Below are 22,233 nucleotides of genomic sequence, written 5' to 3' on the forward strand. Positions count from 1 at the left end.
CGATCCATGCCACCTTCTTACCCTGTGGGCTTGGTCTGGCTGCGGCGCGACCTGCGCCTGTCCGACCATGCCGCCCTCTACCATGCGCTGCGCCAGTGCCGGCAGGTGCATTGCGTGTTCATCTTCGACGACGACATCCTCGCCCCCCTGCCCCGTGCCGACCGGCGCGTGGAGTTCATCTGCCAGAGCCTGGCGGGCCTGGACGATGCGCTGCGCGAGGCCTCGGGCCGCGCCGACACCGGCCTCATCGTGCGCCGCGGCCGGCCCGCTGAGCAGATCCCGGCCCTGGCCAGGCAGCTCGGCGCCCAGGCCGTGTTCTGCAACTGGGACGACGAGCCCGACGCACTGGCCCGCGACGCCCGCGTGCGCCAGGCACTGGCCGCCGAGGGCGTGGCCCTGCACAGCTTCAAGGACCACATGGTCTTTGCGCGCGACGAGGTGCTGACCCAGGCCGGCGCGCCGTTCTCGGTGTTCACCCCGTACAAGAACGCCTGGCTGCGCCAGATCACGCCCTTCTTCCTGTCCGCCTATCCCAGCGAGCGCGACCTGCCCGAGCGCCTGGCCCCGCGCCCCGAAGGCGAGCGCCGCCCCGTGCCCACCGCAGCCGACCTGGGCTTTGAGGCCGGCACGCTGGACGGCCTGCGCCTGCCCACGGGCTGCGCTGGCGCCGAGGAACTGCTGGCCGACTTCCTGCCGCGCCTGCCGCGCTACAAGCAGGCGCGCGACTTTCCTGCCGTCAAGGGCCCCAGCTACCTGAGCGTGCACCTGCGCTTTGGCACGGTCTCCATCCGCCGCCTGGCAAGGCTGGCCTGGGAGCAGACGCAGAGCCAGCCCCATGATGCCGAGGGAGCCGCCACCTGGCTGTCCGAGCTGGTCTGGCGCGACTTCTATTTCCAGATCCTGGCCCACCATCCGCATGTGGTGCACGCCAGCTTCAAGCCCGTCTACGACGCCATCGTGTGGGACACCGGCCCCGAGGCCGATGCGCTGTACGCCGCCTGGTGCGAGGGCCGCACCGGCTATCCGCTGGTCGATGCCGCCATGCGCCAGCTCAACACCACGGGCTACATGCACAACCGGCTGCGTATGGTGGCGGCCAGCTTCCTGGTCAAGGATCTGGGCATAGACTGGCGCCGGGGCGAGGCCTGGTTTGCGCGCCAGCTCAACGACTTCGACCTGGCGGCCAACAACGGCGGCTGGCAGTGGGCGGCCTCCACGGGCTGCGACGCCCAGCCCTGGTTCCGCATCTTCAACCCGATCACGCAAAGCCAGAAGTTCGATGCCGACGCGCGCTTCATCGAGCGCTACGTGCCCGAGCTGGCCCGCCTGCCCGCCGCGCTGCGCCACGCGCCCTGGCAGGCCCGGCCGCTGGAGCTGGCCGAGGCCGGCGTGGTGCTGGGCACGGACTATCCCCATCCCGTGGTGGACCACGCAGCCGCGCGCGAGCGCACGCTGGCCCGCTACAGCGTGGTCAAGCAGGCGGGCTGAAGGAAGCCGGTGCAAAGACACCGGAGCCAAGAAAAAAGGAGCAGCGCTGGCTGCTCCTTTTTTGCGGGGCGAGGGCTGGCCGCCGAGGCTCAGGCCTCTTCGCCCAGCACCTGCGTCTCCGTCTGCAGTGACAGCGGCGCAGGCTGGGTGCTGTTCCCTTGCAGGGAATAGTGCTGGATCAGGCCCAGCAGCTCCTCGTCCGAGTAGGGCTTGCCCAGGTAGTGGTTGGCGCCCAGCTGGCGCGCCATCTCGCGGTGCTTCTGGGCGATGCGCGAGGTGATCATGACCACGGGCAGGTCGCGCAGGGCCTCGTCGGCGCGGATGTTGCGCAGCAGGTCGAAGCCGTCCATGCGCGGCATCTCGATGTCGGACAGCACCAGGGTCGGGCGCTCCTCGGCCAGGCGTTCCATGGCCTGCAGGCCGTCGGCCGCCAGGGCCACGCGGTAGCCTTCGCGCTGCAGCAGGCGCTGGGTGACGCGGCGCACGGTGATGGAGTCGTCCACCACCAGCACCAGCGGCACCGAGACCGGTCCCGCGCTGGCCGGCACGGCTTCGCCGTCGCCCTGGCCGGCGGCACGCTCGGCCTCTTCGGTCCGGGCGCGCACCTCGTCGCCATAGACGTTGGCCAACGCCACAGGGTTGTAGATCTGCACCACGGCGCCCGAGGCCAGCACCGACATGCCGGTCAGGCCGGGCAGGCGGGCCAGCTGGGGGCCGAGGTTCTTGATCACCACTTCCTGGTTGCCCAGCACTTCGTCCACGTGCAGCGCAATGCGCTGCGACGCGCTGCGCAGGATGACCACGGGCCGGGTGCGGCCCACGGTTTCCTCGCTGCGCAGGGAGGACTGCCACAGCGCGCCCGCCCAGTAGAAAGGCAGGGTCTCGCCGCCATCTTCAAAGCCGTGGCTGGCATAGGCCTGCTGCAGCAGATCCAAGGGCGCACGGCGCACGATTTCCACCAGGCTGGCCGGCACGCCGACCAGCAGCCGGCCCGCGCGCAGCATGACCACCTGGGTGACGGCCGTGGTCAGCGGCAGCACGAGGCGGAAGGCACTGCCCCGGCCCGCTTCGCTGTGGGTCTCGATGCGGCCGCCCAGCGCGTTGACCTCGGAGCGCACCACGTCCATGCCGATGCCCCGGCCGGCCACGCCGGTCACCTCGGTGGCGGTGGTGAAGCCGGGCTCGAAGATCAGGCGGCCGGCGTCCTGCTCGGTCAGCGTCTGGTCCTCGGGCCACAGGCCCTGGGCCACGGCCTTGTCGCGGATGCGCTGCAGGTTCAAGCCGGCGCCATCGTCCTCCACCGACAGCGCCACGTCGTTGCGCTCCTGGCTCAGGATGATTTCGATGGTGCCCATGGCCGGCTTGCCGGCAGCGGTGCGCTGCTCGGGCGGCTCGATGCCGTGGGCCACGCAGTTGCGCAGCAGGTGCTCGAAGGCCGGCATCATGCGGTCCAGCATGCCCCGGTCCATTTCAATGGTGCCGCCGAGGATGTTCAGCCGCACCTGCTTGCCCATTTCCTTGGAGGTCTGGCGGACCACGGCATACAGGCGCTCGGCCAGGGAGTCGAACTCCACCATGCGCGTGCGCAGCAGGTCGCGCTGCAGCTCGCGCGCCTGGCGGCCCTGGGCGACCAGGTCGTCCTCGGCGCCCGCCATGTCGCGCTGCAGGTTGCGCTGCACGGTGGCCACGTCGTTGACCGACTCGGCCATCATGCGCGTGAGTTCCTGCACCCGCGTGAAGCGGTCGAACTCAAGCGGGTCGAAGCCGGCCGCCGAGTCCTTGGACAGGGCCAGGCGCGACTGCATCTGGCTCTCGGCCTGGACCTCGATGTCGCGCAGCTGCATGCGCAGGCGCTCCAGGTTGCCGGCCAGCTCGTCCAGCGAGCCACGGGCCTGGGCAAGGCGCGCATCGACACGCGAGCGCGCAATCAGCACCTCGCCGGCCTGGCTGATCAGGCGGTCCAGCAACTGGGCGCGCACGCGCACCGTCTGGTGGGCGCCCGCACGCAGCGGCGCGGTGACAGGAGCCGGCTGTGCGTCGGCTGGCGCCGGGGATGCGCCAGCGCCCGAGGCGTCGGAGGCCGTGGCGTCAGAAGACACCGCAGAGGCGGCAGGCTCGGCCTGGTCCGGCCCATCGGCCAGGCCCAGCGGCCCATCCTGCACCTGTTCGCCCGCAACGCGCAGCACGTCGAAGCCGGCCTGCAATGCGTCGAAGTTGCCCAGCAAGGGCTCGATCTGCTCGGCCGTGGGAGATTCGCTGTCGACCCGCTCGACGGCGGATTCCAGCCGATGGGCCATTTCGCCCAGGCGCATGGCGCCAGCCAGCCGGGCACTGCCCTTGAGGGTGTGCAGGGCGCGCAGCGTTTCGTGGCGCGCCTCGTCCAGGGAAGGCCGGCCATGCCAGCGACGCAGCGCAGCGCCCAGGCGGGGCAGCAGCTCGATGGCCTCTTCCTCGAAGATGGGGAACAGGTCGGGGTCCACCTCGTCCAGGGCGTCGATGTCGTCGTCCAGGTCGTTGCCCACGGCCACCGCATGGGCGATGGCCTCATCGATGCGGCGCTGCAGCTCGGCTTCCTGGCGTGCGTCGTTGACCAGGGGGCGCATGGAATAGGCCAGCGGCGCCACGTCCTGTGCCTGGGCCTGCGCATGGGCGCCGGCGTCGAGCACGGCATCCGTGCCAGGCTGCGGCAACGGCTCCGGCAGCAGCGCATCGAGCCGGCTGTCCGGAGCGTCCGCGACTTCGATATCCAGCGCCAGCAGTGCCTGCAGTGCTTCTTCCACGCCCGGCTGGGGTGTCTTGAGGAAGCCGGCCGCGAACTGGTGCAGCAGGCGCTGCACCTCGTCGGAAGCCGCAATGCAGGCGGCGACCTGCTCAGGCGTGCCACAGCGCTGCGGCTGCAGATGGGCCAGCGCATGCTCCAGCAGGCGCGCCAGGTCCGACAAGGCCTTGAAGCCCACGGTGGCCGAGCTGCCGGCCAGCGAATGCGCGAAGGCGATGGCGTCATCGGGCACGGGCTCGCCGGGCTCGGTCGCCCATTGCTGCAGCGACAGGTCCAGGCGGCGCGACCATTCGTCGGCCTCGTTGAGATAGACGTTGTACAGCGGCGCGCTGATGCGCAGGCCGTCCACGACCTTGAAGCCATCGGCATCGACGCCGGACGGCTCCTGTGCGCCGGACTCCTCAGCCACCGCAGGCGCCTCATCGGCCACGGATTCGGTATGCAGCTCCTGCGGGGTTTCCGCCTCGGAAGCTTCTACGGCTTCGATGGCCTCGGCAGGTGCGGTTGCCGGAGTCAGGTCCAGATCCAGCCCCTCGAAAGGCGCCAGCGGCACGGCGGCGTGCGGAGCCTGCTCTTCGGCTTCGGCTTCGGCTACAGCTTCTGCTTGCAGCTCGGGCAGCGCGTCGGCATGTGCCTCGGGCACAGTCTCTGTGCCGGGCAGCGCGGGCTGGTCGCCCGAGACAACGGCCAGGGCTTCCTGCTCGCTGTCGCGCATGGCCGCCTCGAAGGCGGCGAAGTCCAGCTCCTCCACCGCGTCGGTGGCCAGCGCGGCGGGTGCCTCGGCGGTCTCCGGCTGCGTTGAACCCTGCGACTGTTCGGGCACGGCCGCCGCAGGCTGGGGGTCCAGGTCCAGCAGACCGAAGTCCAGCGCAATGTCCAGGTCACTGGCGGTCCCGGTGGTCTCGTCAGGCACGGCCGGCTCGGGGGCTTCCCGCTGCTCGGCCTGCAGCTGCTGCTCCACTGCGGCGAAGGGCTCCACCGGCGCCTCGACCGCGGCAGGCTCGGCCTGCGTGCGGCGGTCGGCGCGCGGCACCAGGGCCACGTCGGCGCGCACGCCTTCCAGGCGCATGGCATCGGCTGCGGCGCGGAAGGGCGTGGCCAGCCAGGCATCGGCCTGCTGGCGCTCGATGGCCGAAGCCCAGGCGCCAAAGGCGCGCAGCGCGTCGCTGGCCAGCTCCTGCATGGGCTGGGGCATGGGCTTTTGCTCGGCCAGCCAGGCATTGAGCATTTGCTCCATGGCCCAGCCGGCTTCGCCGAATTCATCCAGGCCGACCATGCGCGAGCTGCCCTTGAGCGTATGGAAGGCGCGGCGCAGCGTGGTCTGCTCGCTGAGATTACCGGGCTCATCGGCCAGGGTGCGCAGCGCCTGCAGGCCGTTGTCCACGACCTCGCGGGCCTCTTCCAGGAAGATGCTCAGGATTTCGTCGTCGGAATCATCTTCCGAGACGGTCAGACCGGCCAGCGGGGGAACGGGTTCAGGCAGGGGTTCGGGCTGAGCCGTGGCGGCAGCGGCAGCAGGACCGGGCACCGGTTCGGCCGCTTCAGCCACGTCAGCTGCTTGAGCCGCTTCGGCGGGTATCTCGAGCGCCTTGGCGAATTGCGCCAGTTCGGCATCGTCGGCCAGCGCTTGCTGCCCGGCGACAGTCGCCTGCGGCAGGGGCTCGGGCACAAGGTCCACGGAGGGTGGCGGCGGCGCCGGCACCGACGGTGCTGCCGCAGCGGGTTCGGCAGGCAGGTCCTGCGCAGTCTCGGCGGGCTGGATCTGGGGCACGGGCAGCGGCTGGGCCACGGCAACGGCTTCGCGCTGCGGCGGCACGGCGGCGGTGTCCAGGGCCGGCAGCTGCTCGGGCGCCTTGCCCGCGTCGTCGGCGCGGTGGCCACGGCGGCCCATCAGGATGCGCAGGCCGCCTTCGGCCTCGTCATAGACAAAGAGCTTGCGCGCCATGCTGCGCTGGTAGCTCAGCATGTCGATCAGGAAACCCATGGCGCCCAGGCTGTTGCCCAGCTTGTCGAAGACCTGGGCACGTTCTGACTCGGCGATCTCGCCCAATACCAGCCGCTCCACGGTTTCGCGCATGCGCTGCATGGCCTGGGTGGCCTGGTCCAGGCCCAGCACGGACAGCACGCCGCGCATCTGCGCCATCTGGCCAGACACCGGCGCCAGCACGGTGGCATCGGCGGGGTTGCGGAAATACTGGTCCAGGTGCCGCTCGGCCTCGGCCAGCGTGGCACGCAATTCGCCCACGACCGAGCCCATGGTCTGGTGGTCGCTGGCCTGACGGTACAGCTCCTCCATCCAGGGCTCCAGCGGCCGGGCGGGCGCGCCCTGCAGGGATTCCTCCAGGCGCTGTACCAGGTTGGCGGATTGCTCGGCCAGTTCCTCGTCGCCCATGTCCATGGTGGCAAAGGCCGCCTGCAGATAGAGCACGGAGGTGGCCACTTCCATGGCCAGTTCCGCCGGCGGCGGCTCGCCGATGCGGGCCACGGTTTCGGCCACCTTGATCAGCATGCGCGCCAGGCCATGGCTGGCCGGGTGCAGCTTGACCAGGGATTCGGCCACCTGGGCGAACTGGTCCACCACGATCTTGGTGCGCGCACGGTCGCCGCCTGCCAGGGCGGACCAGGTCTCCGCCGCCGTGGTGATGCGCTTGCGCGCCTGCACCAGCACGGCCGGGTCGTAGCGGCCAAAGCGGGTCTGCTGGTAGTCCACCTGCGGCTGGGCCTGCATGCCATAGGCCTGGCGCACGGCCTGCAGGGCAGCGCCGGCCTGCTCGGCCGGGCGCGCCTGGGCGCAGAAGAACAGCAGGTCCTGCAGCAGGCGCGCAGGCGGCGTGCGGTCGCCCTTGGCCATGGCCGCGTACTGCATGAGCACGCGCGAGGCCATGCGTTTCACATAGAGGTCGACAACGATCAGGCCGCGCGACTGCGCGTCGAAGAAGCCAGCGGCCACCTTCCAGAAGCTGCGTGCGGTGACATCCTCGGTCTGGGCCACGGCAAAGCGCAGGCACAGGTCACGCATCTGGGCGGCGGCCTCGCGGTCATCGCTCTTGACCATGCGCAGCACCACGCCGTCGAGCAGGGCCCGGGCATCGGGCCCGTAGGCCAGCGGCTCGGCCTGGCGCGCCCATTCGGGCTCGCGCGCGCGGCGCTCGGCAGGCCACAGGTCGGCCGGATGCACCTTGTCGTTGCCGGCCAGCGCCTGGGTGTCGCGGTATTGGGGAAACAGGGCCACGGCCGAGACGGTCTTGCCGGCCAGCACGGTTTCCAGGTATTCGATCAGGGCAAAGCTGGCGCGCTCCAGCGTGGCGGCGGCCTGGTCGGTGCACAGCTCGGGGCGCTGCACGAAGCGCTGCACGGCGCTTTCCATGCCGCGCAGCACCAGGGCCGGAGAGCCCAGGCCCACCATTTCGAGGGCGCCGCAGGCCTGGTGCAGCTGCTGGCGGGCGATGCGCAGGGCCGAGGTGTCAAGCTCCTCAAGGTCCGAGGCGCGCGCCGCATCGGCATCGCGCACGAAACGCGCCACGGCCTTGCTCGCGCCTTCCAGCGACTTGCGCAGCTCATCGAGCACCCAGGCCAGCGGGCCCAGGTCCTGTTCGGTGTGCGCGGCCTGCGCCGCGCCCGTTTGCGATTCGTCAACCACTGACATGGACAGTTCCCCAAGCCCCTAGGGCCTGTGCATAGCTATGTTGGACCGGGTCAGGCAATCTTGAAACGCGCCACCGACTGGCGCAGTTCCTCGGCCATGTGCGAGAGTTCGCGCACCTGCTGCGCCGTGGTGCGCGTGCCTTCGCCCGTCTGCTCCGTCACCGCGAAAATGTGCTGGATGTTCTCGGCCACGTCGTTGGCCAGGACGGCCTCGCGCGAGGTGGACGAGGAGATCAGCTCGATCAGCTCGGCCAGGTGGCGCGACACGGTATCGATCTCGGTCAGCGCGGTACCTGCGGAGTCGGACAGTCGCGCCCCCTCGACCACACCCTGGGTGGAACGCTCCATGGCGGCCACGGCATCCTGGGTGTCGGTCTGAATCGCCTTCACCAGCGCCGCGATCTGGCGCGTCGCATCTGCCGAGCGCTCAGCCAGGCGCTGCACTTCTTCGGCCACCACCGAGAAGCCGCGACCGGCTTCACCGGCCGATGCGGCCTGGATGGCGGCGTTCAGCGCCAGCACGTTGGTCTGCTCGGTAATGTCGGAAATCAGCTCGGTGATTTCACCGATCTCCTGCGAGGATTCGCCCAGCCGCTTGATGCGCTTGGAGGTTTCCTGGATCTGGTCGCGGATGGAGTTCATGCCGCCGATGGCGTTCTGCACGGCCTTCAGGCCCAGGTCCGCAGCTTCCAGCGACTGGCGCGCCACCTGGGCAGATTCCTGCGCCTGGGTCGAGACCTCGTTGATGCGGCCTGCCATGTCCAGCACGGAGCGGCCGGTTTCGCGGATCTCGCGCAGCTGTTCGGTCGACGCGGCCAGCAGCTCGGTGGAGTTGGCATCCACCTCGGCCGTGGTCTGTGCCACGCGCGTTGCCGTGTTCTGCACGCTGCCCACCAGGGCGCGCAGCTCTTCCACCGTGTAGTTCACCGAGTCGGCAATGGCGCCGGTGATGTCCTCGGTCACGGTGGCCTCCTGCGTCAGATCGCCTTCGGCCACCGATTGCAGTTCGTTCATCAAGCGCAAAATCGCGGCCTGGTTGGCATCGTTGATGCGCTTGGCTTCATGCTCCTGCACGCGGGACTCTTCCTGGCGGCGTTCGGCCGCTTCCTGGCGCAGACGGCTGTCGAGCAGCTGCACGCGGGACAGGCCCACGCCGCACAGCAGCACCAGCACGGTGGCCAGCGCCAGCAGGCCCATGGGCAGCGAGCCGATGCCGGCGCCGCTTTGCAGCTTGTTCTGCAGGTCTTCCAGATGGCGGCGCAGCGGTTCGCTGTCGGCGTTGATGGCGGTCTGGGCTTCGCGGGCGGACACCAGGCCCTGCAGGTTGCCCAAAATGGCGCTGGCCTCGCTGCGGGTCTCTTCGTAGAGCTTGATCAGCGCCTCGATCTGCTCGCGGGTCTGGGCGTCGCGCGTGGGAGGCAGGCGCAGCTCGCTGCTGCCGCTCAGCAGGCTTTCGGAGATTTCCTTGAACGAGTTCAAGTCCTTGCCCAGCAGGAACACGGCCTCGGGGCTCACGCCTTCGGCGGTCTGGAATTCGTTGGCCGACTTGCCGATACGCTGGGTCAGCATCACGAGCTGGCCGGCAGCGGAGATTTCCGCCGGGCTGGCGCCCTGCTGCAGCTTCAGCGAGGAGATGGTTTCGGCGATCTCCAGCAGGTCCGAGGACTGCCGGTTGATGGTGCGCAGCGCGTCGCCGACCTGGGTCAGGATCTGCTTTTGGTCCATCACCACCTTGGCGCTTTGCTCGGCGCGCTCCATCAGCGGCGTGATCTGGGCCAGTTCGTCGGCATAGGCGCCGCCCAGCGGGCGCACGCCCATGGAGTCGTCGCCCGAGGCAATGGCGCGCACGTTGCGCGCCAGCACGCCGGAGCTGTCCTGCACGTCCACAAAGGAGGATGCCGCGCCCGTCAGCGCCTGCGAGACCGACTTGGCCAGACGCTGCGACTGCATCAGCGCCTGGCCGGTGGCGGCCAGCTGCTGCGCCGAGCCGTCGGCCTGGCGCAGGGCCCAGGCCGCCGCCAGCACCAGGGCCAGCACCGACACACCCAGCAAGGTGGACAGCGTGCGCTGGTGGCGCGCGGCAGGCGCGCGGCCCAGCAGCGGCAGGGCCACCATGTCGTGGTCAACGGCTGCGCCGCCGTCGCGGCCCGGCATGGCGTCGGGGGCGCCCTGCACGGTCAGTGACGCATCGAGTGCGTACATATCCTGGGAGACGGTGTCTCCGAGCATGCTGTTGTCCGCACCGGAGCCGGCGTCGGCCGGCTTGCGTTGGAAGCGATTTGCAAGACGTTGCAAGAATGACATGGGACGACCTTCAGAAACTCAGGCGCGAATGCTCAGAAACTCGGAGGTTTGGGACAGGCGCTGCAGTTGCAGCTCCTGCCAGCGGTGGCCCGCTTCATCGATATGCACGGGGCCGAAAAAGGCGGGAGAGTGCTCGGGCGCAGGCTCGGTGCGCACGAATGCGTCGGCGCTGCGCAGGCCCTGCAGGCGGTCCACGAGCAGGGCCGCATTCACTTCCAGCGCGGCATTGAACGCCAGCAGGCTGGACTCGGCCAGCGCCGGTTCGCTGCGTGTCACGCCGTGGCCCAGCAGGCTGGCCAGGTCGATCACGCCGGCCAGGGTGCCGCGCAGGTTGGCAATGCCCAGGAACCAGGGCTTTGTATAGGGCACAGGCTGCACGCCGGCCCAGGGAAAGATCTCGCCGGACTGGCCCAGCGGCATCAGGTAGTTGCGCCCGCCGGCCTGGACGGCCAGCCAGGCCGCCACCTTGACGCCTTCGCTGCGTGCGGCCTGAAGGCGGCCAGCCAGACGGGACTGCAGATCGCGCAGTGCTTCACGGTTCGCCATGGGCAGCGCACCAGATCAGTTCAGCGCCGCGATCTTGGCCTGCAGCTCGTCTGCATCCACAGGCTTGGTGATGTAGTCCCGCGCACCCTGGCGCATGCCCCAGACCCGGTCGGTCTCCTGGTTCTTGCTGGTGCACATGATGATGGGCAGGTCGGCGTACAGCGGGTCGCGCGTGATGGCACGCGTCAGTTGAAAGCCGTTCTGGCCGGGCATGACCACGTCCATCAGGATCAGGTCGGGACGGTCTTCGGCCAGGCTGCGCATGGCCTCTTCGCCATTCTCGGCCGTGCGTACCTGCAGGCCCTGCTTTTGCAGCATGTCGGACAGAAACATCAGTTCGGTCTTGGAGTCGTCCACGACCAGGACTTTGCGGATGGGCATCAAAGTGCTCCTATGGTTTGCTTGCCGAACTGCTCCACGGCCTGCAGCAGCTGGTCTTTGGTGAAGGGTTTCGTGAGGTAGTCCTGGCAGCCCACCATGCGCCCGCGCGCCTTGTCGAATACGCCGTCCTTGGACGAGAGCATGACCACAGGCGTGTCAGCAAAGCGCGCGTTGCGCTTGATGATGGCGCAGGTCTGGTAGCCGTCCAGCTTGGGCATGAGGATGTCGCAGAAGATCAGCTGGGGCTGGTAGTCGTTGACCTTGGACAGTGCGTCGAAGCCGTCGTCGGCCAGGAGCACTTCGTGCCCGCCCTGCTTGAGGAAGATTTCTGCGCTGCGGCGGATGGTATTGCTGTCATCCACCACGAGTACGCGCAAGGGTGCGCCCGATGTCGTCACTGAGAAACCTCCCGGAAATGTATGAGTCGGCGCGGGTGGTCCCGCGCTCAGATTTCGACCATCTCAAAGTCTTCTTTACGTGCTCCGCACTCGGGACAGGCCCAGTTCATGGGCACGTCTTCCCAACGCGTCTGGGGTGCGATGCCATGCTCGGGGCAGCCTTGCGCCTCGTCATAGATCCACCCGCAGATCAAGCACATCCAAGTTTTGGGGTCGGTCACAGCTTAAAGGGCCTTCACATAGAATGCAACGATTGTATCTAGTCACAACCACCCGCCACGGCCTTCGCTGGCGGGGCGCACACTGGGCTGAGCCATGGCATTGAACCCCTCCAACTCCCCCAGCCCCGACACCGAGCCGATGGACGAAACCGCGCCCGTCTGCGTGCTGGTCTTCAACGCCAGCGACCCCAGCGGGGCGGGCGGCCTGTCGGCCGATATCGCCACCATCGCCTCGGTCGGCGGCCATCCGCTGCCCGTGGTCACGGGTGCCTACGCACGCGATTCGGCCAAGATCTTCGAGCATTTTCCCTTTGACGACGAGGCCGTGGCCGAGCAGGCGCGCGCCGTGCTGGAGGACATTCCCGTGTCCGCCATCAAGGTCGGTTTCGTGGGCAGCCCGGGCAACCTGGCAGCGATTGCCGAGATCGCCTCCGACTACCCCGACATCCCCATCGTCTGTTACATGCCCGACCTGTCGTGGTGGGAGGAAGACCCGCTCGACCAGTACATGGACGCCCTCAAGGAACTTGTTCTTCCGCAAACGTCTGTGTTGGTTGGAAGCCACAGTACGCTGTCGCGCTGGCTGCTGCCCGACTGGACCAACAGCCGCAGCCCCACGGCGCGCGACATCGCCATGGCGGCCGAGGCCCTGGAAGTGCCCTACGTGCTGGTCACCGGCATTCCCCTGCCCGACCAGTTCGTGGACAACGTGCTGGCCACGGCGCAGTCGGTGCTGGGCAACAGCAAGTACGAGATGTTCGACGCCACCTTCACCGGCTCGGGCGACACCCTGTCGGCCGCGCTGACGGCCCTGGTGGCCAGCGGCAACGACCTGGGGCTGGCCACGCAGGAGGCGCTGGAGTACCTGGACCGCAGCCTGGACAGCGGCTTTCGCCCCGGCATGGGCCACTACATCCCGGACCGCATGTTCTGGGCCCAGCCCGAGCCCGAGGATGAAGATGCCGAGGCCGCCGCCGAGCCCCTCGCCGAACTGGACCCCGACACCCAGGCCATCGAAGGCTTCGTGATGCCCCCTCATGACACCAAGCATTGAGGCAGGCCACCGCCTGAGCGGCTGCGCGGCCGGCACAGGCCCTTGGCTTGGCACCTCTGGCTTGTCCCCCGCACATGGCAGACTCCTGCACTATGACCACTGACCTGAATATTCCCCTGTTCGAACGCGCCAAGGCCGTGATCCCCGGCGGCGTGAATTCACCCGTGCGCGCCTTCAACGCCGTGGGCGGCACGCCGCGCTTCGTGCGCCGTGCCCAGGGCGCGCATTTCTGGGACGAGAACGCCCAGCAGTTCACCGACTACATCGGCTCCTGGGGTCCGATGATCCTGGGCCACGGCCACCCCGAGGTGATGGCCGCCGTGCAGGCCGCCGCGCTGGAAGGCTTCTCCTTCGGCGCCCCCACGGAGCGCGAGGTCGTGCTGGCCGAGAAGATCCTCTCGCTCATGCCCTCCATGGACATGGTGCGCATGGTCAGCTCGGGCACCGAGGCCGGCATGAGCGCGCTGCGCCTGGCGCGCGGCTTCACGGGCCGCAACAAGATCATCAAGTTCAACGGCTGCTACCACGGCCATGCCGACGCCCTGCTGGTCAAGGCCGGCTCGGGCCTGGCGACGTTCGGCGCCTCCTCCTCGGCCGGCGTGCCGCAGGACGTGGTCAAGGACACCGTGGTGCTGGAATACAACGACGTGGGCCAGCTCGAGGAGGCCTTCGCCCAGTTCGGCGATCAGATCGCCTGCGTGATCATGGAGCCCATTGCCGGCAACATGAACTTCGTGCGCGCCAGCGTGCCCTTCACGCGCCGCATCCGCGAACTCACGCGCGAGCATGGCGCGCTGATGGTCTACGACGAGGTGATGACCGGCTTTCGCGTGGCCCTGGGCAGCGCCCAGAGCCTGTACGCCCAGCAGATCGAAGGCTTTGCGCCCGACATCACCGTGCTGGGCAAGGTCATCGGTGGCGGCATGCCCATGGCGGCCTTCGGCGCGCGCCGCGAGATCATGGAAAAGCTCTCGCCCCTGGGCCCGGTCTACCAGGCAGGCACCCTGTCGGGCAACCCCATTGCCACGGCCTGCGGCCTCAAGACGCTGGAGCTGATCAGCGAGCCCGGCTTCCACGACGCCCTGCACGCGAAGACCGGCCGCCTGATGGCCGGCTTCAAGGCCGAGGCCGACGCCGCCGGCGTGCCCTTCAGCGTGGACCACCAGGGCGGCCTGTTCGGCTTCTACCTGCTGCCCGAGCTGCCCAGCACCTGGGCCGAAGTCATGAAGACCGATGGCGCCCGCTTCAACCGCTTCTTCCACGGCATGCTGGAGCGCGGCCACTACTTCGCGCCCGCCCTGTACGAGGCCGGCTTCGTGAGCGCCGCGCACACGGACGAGGACATCGACAAGACCATCGAAGCCGCGCGCGAAGTGTTCAAGACGCTCTGACGCTGGCCCGTACCTGCCGATCGAGCCCGCCCTTGCGGACTCTTTTCACGTCAGGGCCGAAGAAAAGCCTGGCGCGCCTGTTCGACCTCATCGCGCACGGCACAGCCCTGCGCATGGTCGTTGACCAGGCCCATGGCCTGCATGAACGAGTAGACAGTCGTAGGCCCCACGAACTTCCAACCGAGCTTCTTCAGCTCCTTGGACAGCGCCCGGGACTCGGCCGTCTCGGACACGGGCCCGCCACCGGTCACGGGCTCCGGCGCATGGCGCCAGAAGAAGGCCGACAGCGAGCCTTGCGCCTCCACCATCTCCAGCGCCCGCTGCGCGTTGTTGATCACGGCCTCGATCTTGCCGCGATGCCGCACGATGCCCGCATCGCCCAGCAGCCGCAGCACGTCGTCCTCGGTGAAGCGCGCGACCTGGTGGAAGTCGAAGCCCGCAAAGGCCGCGCGGAAGTTCTCGCGCTTGTTGAGGATGGTCAGCCAGCTCAGGCCGGACTGGAAGCCTTCGAGGCTGAGTTTCTCGAACAGGCGCCGGTCGTCGGTGACGGGAAAGCCCCATTCACGGTCGTGGTAGGCCAGGTAGCTGTCCGTGGCCGCGCACCAGTGGCAGCGCGGCCGGCCGTCGGGGGCGGTGAACAGGCGGGACATGGTCAGGATTTCCCGGGTTCGGGAGAAGGGAGGGACAGCAGCCAGGCCGCCATCTGCAGGGATTGCGCCGTATCGATGTGCGGGTGGCGCGGCATGATGGCGCGGCCCCATTCGCCGGCCCCGCCCTCGCGGATCTTGCGCGCCAGGTAGTCGGCGGCATCTTCGCGGCCACGGTAGCGGCCGGCGATCTGCTGGAAGGACGGGCCCACATAGTTGCGCACCAGGCCGTGGCAGCGCAGGCAGTCATTGCCTTCCACCAGGGCCTTGCCGGCGGCCAGCTGCGCGTCGGCTGTCACGGCAGCTGCGGCCGGCGCCGTGGTGGCCCCGACAGCCGGCCCGCGCATGATGCGCCAGCCGATGTTGAAGACACCCAGCGCCACCAGCAGCATGAAGACCACGAGCGCCCAGCCCAGCCAGCGGGGCCGCTGGGGGGCGTCGTCGCCCTCGTCGTCTGCGCCAGGAGGCAGTTGGCCGGCCATCAGTGGCGGAAGTGGCGCACGCCGGTGAAGACCATGGCCACGCCGCGCTCGTTGGCGGCGTCAATGACTTCCTGGTCGCGCATGGAGCCGCCGGGCTGGGCCACGCAGGTGGCGCCTGCGTCAACGACCACGTCCAGGCCGTCGCGGAAGGGGAAGAAGGCATCGCTGGCCACGACCGTGCCCTGCAGGCTCAGCTTGGCGGCCTCGGCCTTGATGGAGGCGATGCGCGCCGAGTCCAGGCGGCTCATCTGGCCTGCGCCCACGCCCATGGTCATGCCGTTCTTGCAGAACACGATGGCATTGCTCTTGACGTACTTGGCGACCTTCCAGGCGAACAGCAGGTCCTGCAGTTCTTCGGGCGTAGGCTGCTTGACGGTGACGACCTTGAGGTCGGCCAGGGCCAGCTCATGGTTGTCGGCGGTCTGCAGCAGCAGGCCCGAGCCGACGCGCTTGGCGTCCACGGCGTTGCGGCCCTGGTCCCAGGCGCGCTCGCCGCCGGCCGGCAGGGCGATCTTCATGAGGCGCACATTGACCTTGGGCTTGAAGATTTCCAGCGCCTCGGCCGTGAAGTCGGGGGCCATCAGCACCTCGACGAATTGCTTGACCACGGCCTCGGCCGCCGCCTTGTCCACCGTGCGGTTGAAGGCGATGATGCCGCCGAAGGCGCTGGTGGGGTCGGTCTGGAAGGCCTTGGCATAGGCTTCGTGCGCGTCCTTGCCCACGGCCACGCCGCAGGGGTTGGCGTGCTTGACGATCACGCAGGCAGGCTGCTCGAAGCTCTTGACGCATTCCCAGGCGGCGTCGGCGTCGGCGATGTTGTTGTACGACAGCTCCTTGCCCTGCAGCTGCTCGCCCGTGACCAGAGAGCCGGGGGCCGGATACAGGTCGCGGTACAGGGCGGCCTGCTGGTGGCTGTTTTCGCCGTAGCGCAGGTCCTGCACCTTGGTGAAGTGGCCGTTGCTCTGGCCGGGGAAGGCGCTGCGCTCTGGCACGTAGGCTTCGGAGAGCTTGTCGTCCTCGAACTTCACGCTGGACAGGTAGTCGCTGATGGCGCCGTCGTACTGGGCAATGCGGTTGAAGGCGGCCACGGACAGCGCAAAGCGCAGCTTGTCGGAGAGCTTTCCATTGGCCTTGAGTTCGGCCAGCACGGCCTCGTACTGGCCGGCATCGGTGATCACGCCCACGTCGGCCCAGTTCTTGGCGGCAGAGCGCACCATGGCCGGGCCGCCGATGTCGATGTTCTCGATGGCGTCGGCCAGCGTGCAGCCGGCCGTGGCCACGGTGGCCTCGAAGGGGTAGAGGTTCACCACCAGCAGGTCGATGGTGTCGATGCCGTGCTCCTTGAGGGCCGCCATGTGGGCGGGCAGCTCGCGGCGCGCCAGCAGGCCGCCGTGGACCTTGGGGTGCAGGGTCTTGACGCGGCCGTCCAGCATCTCGGGGAACTGGGTGACTTCGGCGACCTCGGTCACGGGCAGGCCGGCCTCGGCCAGCAGCTTGGCGGTGCCGCCGGTGGACAGCAGCTTGATGCCCAGGGCGTGCAGGCCTTGGGCGAATTCGACAATACCGGTCTTGTCAGAGACGGAGAGCAGGGCGTTCATGGGCGTCGGTGCAGGGAGTTTGAAAAAAGGGGAATTCGTGCCGCTCAGAGCATGTCGTGCTCGAGCAGCTTCTTGCGCAGCGTGTTGCGGTTCAGGCCCAGCCAGTCGGCGGCGCGGGACTGGTTGTTGTCGGCCTGGCTCATCACCACTTCCAGCAGCGGCTTTTCGACCAGGTGGATCAGCATGTCGTACATGCCGTTGGGCTTTTCGCCGTCGAGATCGCGGAAGTACCCCTCCAGGCTTTCACGCACGCATTGTTCGATGTTCTGGTTGCTCATACTGTCATTCCTGCGGGCTCTGCGAATTCGGCGCTTGTGGCGCCGGCATCGATGGCGGCTGGTATCCGGTCCATCTGCGCGCCCAGGGCGTCCAGATAGTCGGCCACGGCCTGCCATTGCACCGCGCAGTCCTCGATGGTGTTGATGTGTTGTCTGAATGCCTCGCCGCCCGGCAGGCTGCGCAGGTACCAGGCGATGTGCTTGCGCGCACTGCGCACGCCGGTGCCTTCGCCGTACAGGCTGTAGTGGTCCTGCAGATGCTCCAGCAGCAGCCGGCGCAGCTCGGCCACCAGGGGCGGGGCCATGTGCTCGCCCGTGGCCAGGAAGTGCGCGATCTCGCGGAAGATCCATGGCCGGCCCTGGGCGGCGCGGCCGATCATCACGGCATCGGCGCCCGTGTAGGCGAGCACGTCGCGTGCCTTCTCGGGGCCGGTGATGTCGCCATTGGCCACCACGGGCACGCGCACCGCCGCCTTGACGGCAGCGATGGTGTCGTACTCGGCAAAACCCTTGTAACCCTGCTCGCGCGTGCGGCCGTGCACGGTGAGCATCTGTATGCCCACCTCCTCGAAGCGGCGGGCCAGCACCACGGCGTTCCTGTGCGCGTCGCACCAGCCGGTGCGCATCTTCAGCGTGACGGGCACGCCGTGCGGGGCGCAGGCCTCTACCACAGCCTGGGCAATCTCCACGGCCAGGGCCTCGTTCTGCATCAGGGCCGAGCCGGCCCATTTGTTGCAGACCTTCTTGGCCGGGCAGCCCATGTTGATGTCGATGATCTGGGCGCCGCGGTCCAGGTTGTAGCGCGCGGCCTCGGCCATCATCTCGGCGTCCGTGCCCGCGATCTGCACCGCGATGGGCCCGGGCTCGCCTTCATGATTGGCGCGGCGCGAGGTCTTGAGGCTGTTCCACAGGTCCTTGCGCGAAGTCACCATCTCGCTGACCGCATAGCCCGCGCCCAGGGCCTTGCACAGCTGGCGGAACGGCCGATCCGTCACCCCCGCCATGGGGGCGACGAACAGGCGGTTGGCCAGGGCATGGGGGCCTATGGACAGGGGAAGGGAGGACATCGGGAAAGCCGGAGAAAACGCGCGCGCCGATCACAAAACGGGCGGCAACAAAGGACCAAGATTGTACCTGCCCAAATTTTCAGCAGGGCTAAAACCGGGCCGTCAAGGCGGCCAAGCGGCGAAAACAAGACAGCGCAGCGGTTTCATGGTGTGGGAACGAAGGTGCGCACCTGGCCCGGAACGGCCTGCAGCCCGTAGGCGCCGAGCCGGCCCTGCCACCAGCGGCGGTTGAATTGCACGTCGGGAGAGACCTGGTCGTCGGGCATGGGGCGCAGGCCGACCTTCTGCAGCCCGGCTTTCTGCAGCCCAGCCTCAAGCCCCAGGTCCAGCGCCTCGCCGTCGGCCAGCGGGCCGCGCACCACGGCCATGGCCTTGCGCCCGTCGGTCACCCAGGCGTCCAGCACCAGGGCCGGGCGGGGCTCGGGACCGGCCAGGCTCACGCAGCCTTGCAGACGCGGCTCCAGGCCCAGAGGCTCCAGCTCGCGCTGCAGCTGCTCCAGCCTGTCGGCCACGGCCGGGTCCGGCAGGGTGCAGCCCTTGGCCTGCAGCGCCTTGCCCCAGGCCGAGGTCGGTGCGGCCTCCTGGGTCGGCGGCGCCTGGGCAGCGGCCTGTGCCACCACGGTGGTGTCTTTGCCTGGCGATGGCTGCAACGCGGCGCAGCCGGCCAGGCCGGCTGCTGCCATTCCCAATGCCGCCCATCCCGCCCATCCTGCAATCCGCCCTGTCTGCATGACGCCCCCTGTGCTTGTGGTTCCGGACCAGACCCCACGATAGCTTCAGGCCGACAAGGCGTCAGCCAGCGCAGACCTACACTTGGCAGCACCTATGGAAGTCTGGATGCATCAATTGCTGGGCTGGCTGGCGCTGCCGCAGTTCGGCCTCAGCACCGTGTTCATCGTGGCCCTGATCTCGGCCACGCTGCTGCCGCTGGGCTCGGAGCCTGCGGTGGTCGGCCTGCTCCAGCTCAATCCCGACCTGTTCTGGCAGACGGTTTTCGTGGCTACGGCCGGCAATACGCTGGGCGGGGCCATCAGCTGGTGGATGGGCCTGGGCGCGCACAAGGCCTGGCGCGCGGCACGCGAGCGGCGGCTGGCCGGACTGCCGCCTGAACGGGCCAAGCCGCCGCGCAATCTGTCACGCCACGAGCGCCGCGCCCGCGTCTGGCTGCGCCGCCTGGGCGCCAAGGCCTGCCTGCTGAGCTGGCTGCCCGTGGTGGGCGATCCGCTGTGCGCCGTGGCCGGCTGGCTGCGCCTGCCGTTCTGGCCCTGCGTGTTCTACATGGCCATCGGCAAGTTCCTGCGCTATGTGGTGATGACGGTGGTGCTGCTGCAGCTGCTGCCGGCCTCCTGGGCCAGCTGAGGCCGAAGCCCCCCACCGAAGCCCTCCCCTTTTTGCGATCTACGCCTGCGGCTCGCGCGCCCAGGGCGCCAGCGCGAAATGCGCGGCCAGGAAATCGATCAGCGCCTGCACGCGCGCCGGCCGGGCGCGCCCCGGCGGCGTGACGATGTGCAGGGCGATGGAGGGCACCTGCCAGTCGTCCATGCAGGTCTGCAGCGCACCCGATTGCAAATCTTCCCAGGCCAGGAATTCGGGCTGCAGGGCCAGGCCCAGCCCGGCGCGCAGGGCCGGCGCCAGGCCCTCGGCATTGTTCACGCGCATGGCCGTGGGCACGACCTGGGCGAACTCGCCGCGGCGCGCATGCACGAAGCGCCAGGCCTCGCCCAGGCGGCTGTGCACATAGCGCAGCGCCCGGTGCTGCGCCAGCTCGCGCGGATGGGTGGGGCGGCCGTGGCGCTCGAAGTATTCGGGTGATCCCACCAGCAGCAGGCGCACCGTGCACAGGCGCCGCGCCAGCAGGCTGGAGTCGGGCAGCGAGGAGATGCGCAGCGCGATGTCGAAGCCCTGGGCCACGACGTCGATCAGCTCGTCGCTGAAGTGCAGGTCCAGCGTGACTTCCGGGTGCTCGGCCATGAAGGCGGGCACGGCCGGCGCCAGGTGCGAGATGCCGAACGACATGGGCGCCGCAATGCGGATGGGGCCGCGCAGGCTCTTGGACTGCTCGCTGATCTCGGCCTCCACGGCCTCGCCCTCGGCCAGGATGCGCGCGGCCCGCTCCAGAGAGGCCTGGCCGCCGGCCGTCAGCGACATGCGCCGCGAGGTGCGGTGCAACAGGCTGGTCTTGAGCCGCGTCTCCAGCCGCGTGATGGCCTTGGAGATGGTGGGCTGGGAGACGCCCAGCTCGGCGGCGGCCTTGGCAAAGGAGCCCGTCTCGGCCACCTTGGCGAAGACGGCCCAGGCTTCGAGGTCAGGAAGTCTTGGCATGAAAGTTTTGGAATAGATGTCTTTGCATATTTTCTATTCTCTTCTTGATCGGCAAAACATAAAGTTCATCCATCGCAACACACAACGCAGCAGGAGAACACCATGATCGAACGCCGTCCCTTCCAAGCCCTTGGCGGTGCCAACCACGGCTGGCTCGATGCCAAGCACCACTTTTCCTTCGCCGGCTACCACGATCCGGCCCGCATGGGCTGGGGCGCGCTGCGGGTGTGGAACGACGACACCATCGCCGCCGGCACGGGCTTCCCGCCCCATGCCCACGCCAACATGGAAATCATCACCTATGTCCGTGAAGGCGCCATCACCCACCAGGACAGCCTGGGCAACAAGGGCCGCACCGAAGCGGGCGACGTGCAGGTAATGAGCGCGGGCACCGGCATCCGCCACTCGGAATACAACCAGGAAAAGGGCACGACGCGGATCTTCCAGATCTGGATCATGCCCGACGAGCGCGGCCAGCAGCCCCCGTCCTGGGGTGCCAAGCCCTTCCCCAAGGGCGAGCGCTCGGGCAGCTTCGTGGCCCTGGCCAGCGGCCTGCCCGGTGACGAGGACGCCCTGCCCATCCGCACCGCCGCCCGGGTGCTGGGCGCCACGCTCAAGGCCGGCGAGAGCACGGAGTACCGCATCGGCCGCGACCGCCTGGGCTACCTGGTGCCGGCCAGCGGCTCGGTGCAGATCGACGGCGTGACGCTCCAGGAGCGCGACGGCGCCGCCATCAGCGACGTCGAGACCCTGCGCGTCACGGCCCTGACCGACGCCGAGCTGGTGCTCGTCGACACGGCGCGCTGAAGCGCCCTTGCCGCCCCGGCTCCGGCCGGGGCCCACCTGCCCCAACTGTCTTTCCGAATTTCCGCTGTCCCTTCCTTCACCCAACCCACTGCCTCACAGGAGATCACCATGACCGACCGCAAGTACCTCGAAGTCCTGACCCCCGCCAACAGCCAGATCATCTTCATCGACCAGCAGCCCCAGATGGCCTTCGGCGTGCAGTCCATCGACCGCCAGGTGCTCAAGAACAATGTGGTGGGCCTGGCCAAGGCGGCCAAGGCCTTCGACATTCCCGCCACCATCACCACGGTGGAGACGGGCAGCTTCTCCGGCCACACCTATCCCGAACTGCTGGCCGTGTTCCCCGAGCACAGGCTGCTGGAGCGCAGCTCCATGAATTCCTGGGACGACCAGAACGTGCGGGATGCGCTGGCCGCCAACGCCGCCCAGGGCCGCAAGAAGATCGTGGTCTCCGGCCTGTGGACCGAGGTGTGCAACACCACCTTCGCCCTCTCGGCCCTGCATGACACGGACTACGAGATCTACATGGTGGCCGACGCCTCGGGCGGCACGTCGCTGGACGCCCACAACTACGCCATGGACCGCATGGTGCAGGCCGGCGTAGTGCCCGTGACCTGGCAGCAGGTGCTGCTGGAATGGCAGCGCGACTGGGCCCGCCGCGAGACCTATGACGCGGTGATGGACATCGTGCGCGAGCATTCCGGCGCCTACGGCATGGGCGTGGACTATGCCTACACCATGGTGCACAAGGCCGCCGAGCGCGTGCAGCATGGCGAGACCGTGGGCCCGAACCCCGCCAAGGCCTGAGCACCAGCGCCGCCGCCG

General features: G+C 68.7%; 19 protein-coding genes. 6 read left to right on the forward strand and 13 right to left on the reverse strand.

The window, feature by feature from the left end:
* Nucleotides 1–6 precede the first annotated feature (6 nt).
* A complete protein-coding gene (locus GRX31_RS06680; RefSeq protein ID WP_160851957.1) occupies nt 7–1,488 on the forward strand; it encodes a cryptochrome/photolyase family protein in 1,482 nt (493 codons plus the stop codon).
* An 89-nt stretch (nt 1,489–1,577) separates the two neighbouring features.
* Here GRX31_RS06680 and GRX31_RS06685 read toward each other — a convergent pair whose 3' ends face one another.
* The 6 genes from GRX31_RS06685 to GRX31_RS06710 are packed head-to-tail and all read right to left on the reverse strand — an operon-like array spanning nt 1,578 to nt 11,741.
* Entirely contained in the window at nt 1,578–7,913 is a 6,336-nt protein-coding gene (locus GRX31_RS06685; RefSeq protein WP_160851959.1) for an Hpt domain-containing protein, read from the reverse strand.
* 50 nt (nt 7,914–7,963) lie between these two features.
* Nucleotides 7,964–10,216: a methyl-accepting chemotaxis protein gene (locus tag GRX31_RS06690; RefSeq protein ID WP_016447934.1), complete on the reverse strand. Its 2,253-nt coding sequence runs from the start codon at nt 10,214–10,216 to the stop codon at nt 7,964–7,966.
* 18 nt (nt 10,217–10,234) lie between these two features.
* On the reverse strand, nt 10,235–10,762 hold the full coding sequence (locus GRX31_RS06695; protein WP_016447935.1) for a chemotaxis protein CheW: 528 nt from the start codon (nt 10,760–10,762) through the stop codon (nt 10,235–10,237).
* 15 nt (nt 10,763–10,777) lie between these two features.
* Complete coding sequence (locus tag GRX31_RS06700; protein WP_016447936.1) at nt 10,778–11,143, reverse strand: response regulator; 366 nt, start codon at nt 11,141–11,143, stop codon at nt 10,778–10,780.
* The gene (locus GRX31_RS06705) at nt 11,143–11,541 is read right to left on the reverse strand and encodes a response regulator (RefSeq protein WP_016447937.1); all 399 of its coding nucleotides are present in this window, start codon (nt 11,539–11,541) and stop codon (nt 11,143–11,145) included. The genes GRX31_RS06700 and GRX31_RS06705 overlap by 1 nt, the downstream gene beginning before the upstream one ends.
* Nucleotides 11,542–11,588: 47 nt before the next feature.
* A complete protein-coding gene (locus GRX31_RS06710) occupies nt 11,589–11,741 on the reverse strand; it encodes a rubredoxin (protein ID WP_160852047.1) in 153 nt (50 codons plus the stop codon).
* A 115-nt stretch (nt 11,742–11,856) separates the two neighbouring features.
* Here GRX31_RS06710 and thiD point away from each other — a divergent pair, with 115 nt between their 5' ends.
* Both thiD and hemL read left to right on the forward strand, forming a co-directional pair.
* On the forward strand, nt 11,857–12,816 hold the full coding sequence (gene thiD / locus GRX31_RS06715; protein WP_016453190.1) for a bifunctional hydroxymethylpyrimidine kinase/phosphomethylpyrimidine kinase: 960 nt from the start codon (nt 11,857–11,859) through the stop codon (nt 12,814–12,816).
* A 74-nt stretch (nt 12,817–12,890) separates the two neighbouring features.
* On the forward strand, nt 12,891–14,207 hold the full coding sequence (gene hemL, locus GRX31_RS06720; protein WP_442874079.1) for a glutamate-1-semialdehyde 2,1-aminomutase: 1,317 nt from the start codon (nt 12,891–12,893) through the stop codon (nt 14,205–14,207).
* 50 nt (nt 14,208–14,257) lie between these two features.
* Here the strand turns inward: hemL and GRX31_RS06725 are convergent, their stop codons facing one another.
* The 6 genes from GRX31_RS06725 to GRX31_RS06750 form a co-directional block, all read right to left on the reverse strand.
* Complete coding sequence (locus GRX31_RS06725; RefSeq protein ID WP_016447940.1) at nt 14,258–14,857, reverse strand: DNA-3-methyladenine glycosylase I; 600 nt, start codon at nt 14,855–14,857, stop codon at nt 14,258–14,260.
* A gap of 2 nt (nt 14,858–14,859) precedes the next feature.
* A complete protein-coding gene (locus GRX31_RS06730) occupies nt 14,860–15,336 on the reverse strand; it encodes a c-type cytochrome (RefSeq protein WP_160851962.1) in 477 nt (158 codons plus the stop codon).
* Nucleotides 15,336–16,934, reverse strand: coding sequence for a bifunctional phosphoribosylaminoimidazolecarboxamide formyltransferase/IMP cyclohydrolase (gene purH / locus GRX31_RS06735; RefSeq protein ID WP_160851964.1), 1,599 nt, complete (start codon nt 16,932–16,934; stop codon nt 15,336–15,338). The genes GRX31_RS06730 and purH overlap by 1 nt, the downstream gene beginning before the upstream one ends.
* A gap of 44 nt (nt 16,935–16,978) precedes the next feature.
* On the reverse strand, nt 16,979–17,212 hold the full coding sequence (locus tag GRX31_RS06740; protein WP_016447943.1) for a Fis family transcriptional regulator: 234 nt from the start codon (nt 17,210–17,212) through the stop codon (nt 16,979–16,981).
* Nucleotides 17,209–18,279, reverse strand: a complete 1,071-nt coding sequence (dusB, locus tag GRX31_RS06745; protein WP_017406139.1) for a tRNA dihydrouridine synthase DusB — start codon at nt 18,277–18,279, stop codon at nt 17,209–17,211. The genes GRX31_RS06740 and dusB overlap by 4 nt, the downstream gene beginning before the upstream one ends.
* A 143-nt stretch (nt 18,280–18,422) precedes the next feature.
* The gene (locus tag GRX31_RS06750) at nt 18,423–19,010 is read right to left on the reverse strand and encodes a hypothetical protein (RefSeq protein WP_133072282.1); all 588 of its coding nucleotides are present in this window, start codon (nt 19,008–19,010) and stop codon (nt 18,423–18,425) included.
* Nucleotides 19,011–19,116: 106 nt separating this feature from the next.
* Here GRX31_RS06750 and GRX31_RS06755 point away from each other — a divergent pair, with 106 nt between their 5' ends.
* Nucleotides 19,117–19,638: a YqaA family protein gene (locus GRX31_RS06755; protein ID WP_016447946.1), complete on the forward strand. Its 522-nt coding sequence runs from the start codon at nt 19,117–19,119 to the stop codon at nt 19,636–19,638.
* 39 nt (nt 19,639–19,677) lie between these two features.
* Here the strand turns inward: GRX31_RS06755 and GRX31_RS06760 are convergent, their stop codons facing one another.
* The gene (locus GRX31_RS06760) at nt 19,678–20,601 is read right to left on the reverse strand and encodes a LysR family transcriptional regulator (RefSeq protein ID WP_016447947.1); all 924 of its coding nucleotides are present in this window, start codon (nt 20,599–20,601) and stop codon (nt 19,678–19,680) included.
* Nucleotides 20,602–20,703: 102 nt separating this feature from the next.
* Here GRX31_RS06760 and GRX31_RS06765 point away from each other — a divergent pair, with 102 nt between their 5' ends.
* Together GRX31_RS06765 and GRX31_RS06770 are read left to right on the forward strand one after the other, a co-directional pair.
* Nucleotides 20,704–21,408, forward strand: a complete 705-nt coding sequence (locus GRX31_RS06765; protein ID WP_016447948.1) for a pirin family protein — start codon at nt 20,704–20,706, stop codon at nt 21,406–21,408.
* Between the two features lie 108 nt (nt 21,409–21,516).
* Nucleotides 21,517–22,215, forward strand: coding sequence for a hydrolase (locus tag GRX31_RS06770; RefSeq protein WP_016447949.1), 699 nt, complete (start codon nt 21,517–21,519; stop codon nt 22,213–22,215).
* Nucleotides 22,216–22,233 lie beyond the last annotated feature (18 nt).

Source organism: Delftia sp. CH05 (assembly GCF_009827015.1).
GTDB lineage: Bacteria > Pseudomonadota > Gammaproteobacteria > Burkholderiales > Burkholderiaceae_C > Comamonas > Comamonas tsuruhatensis.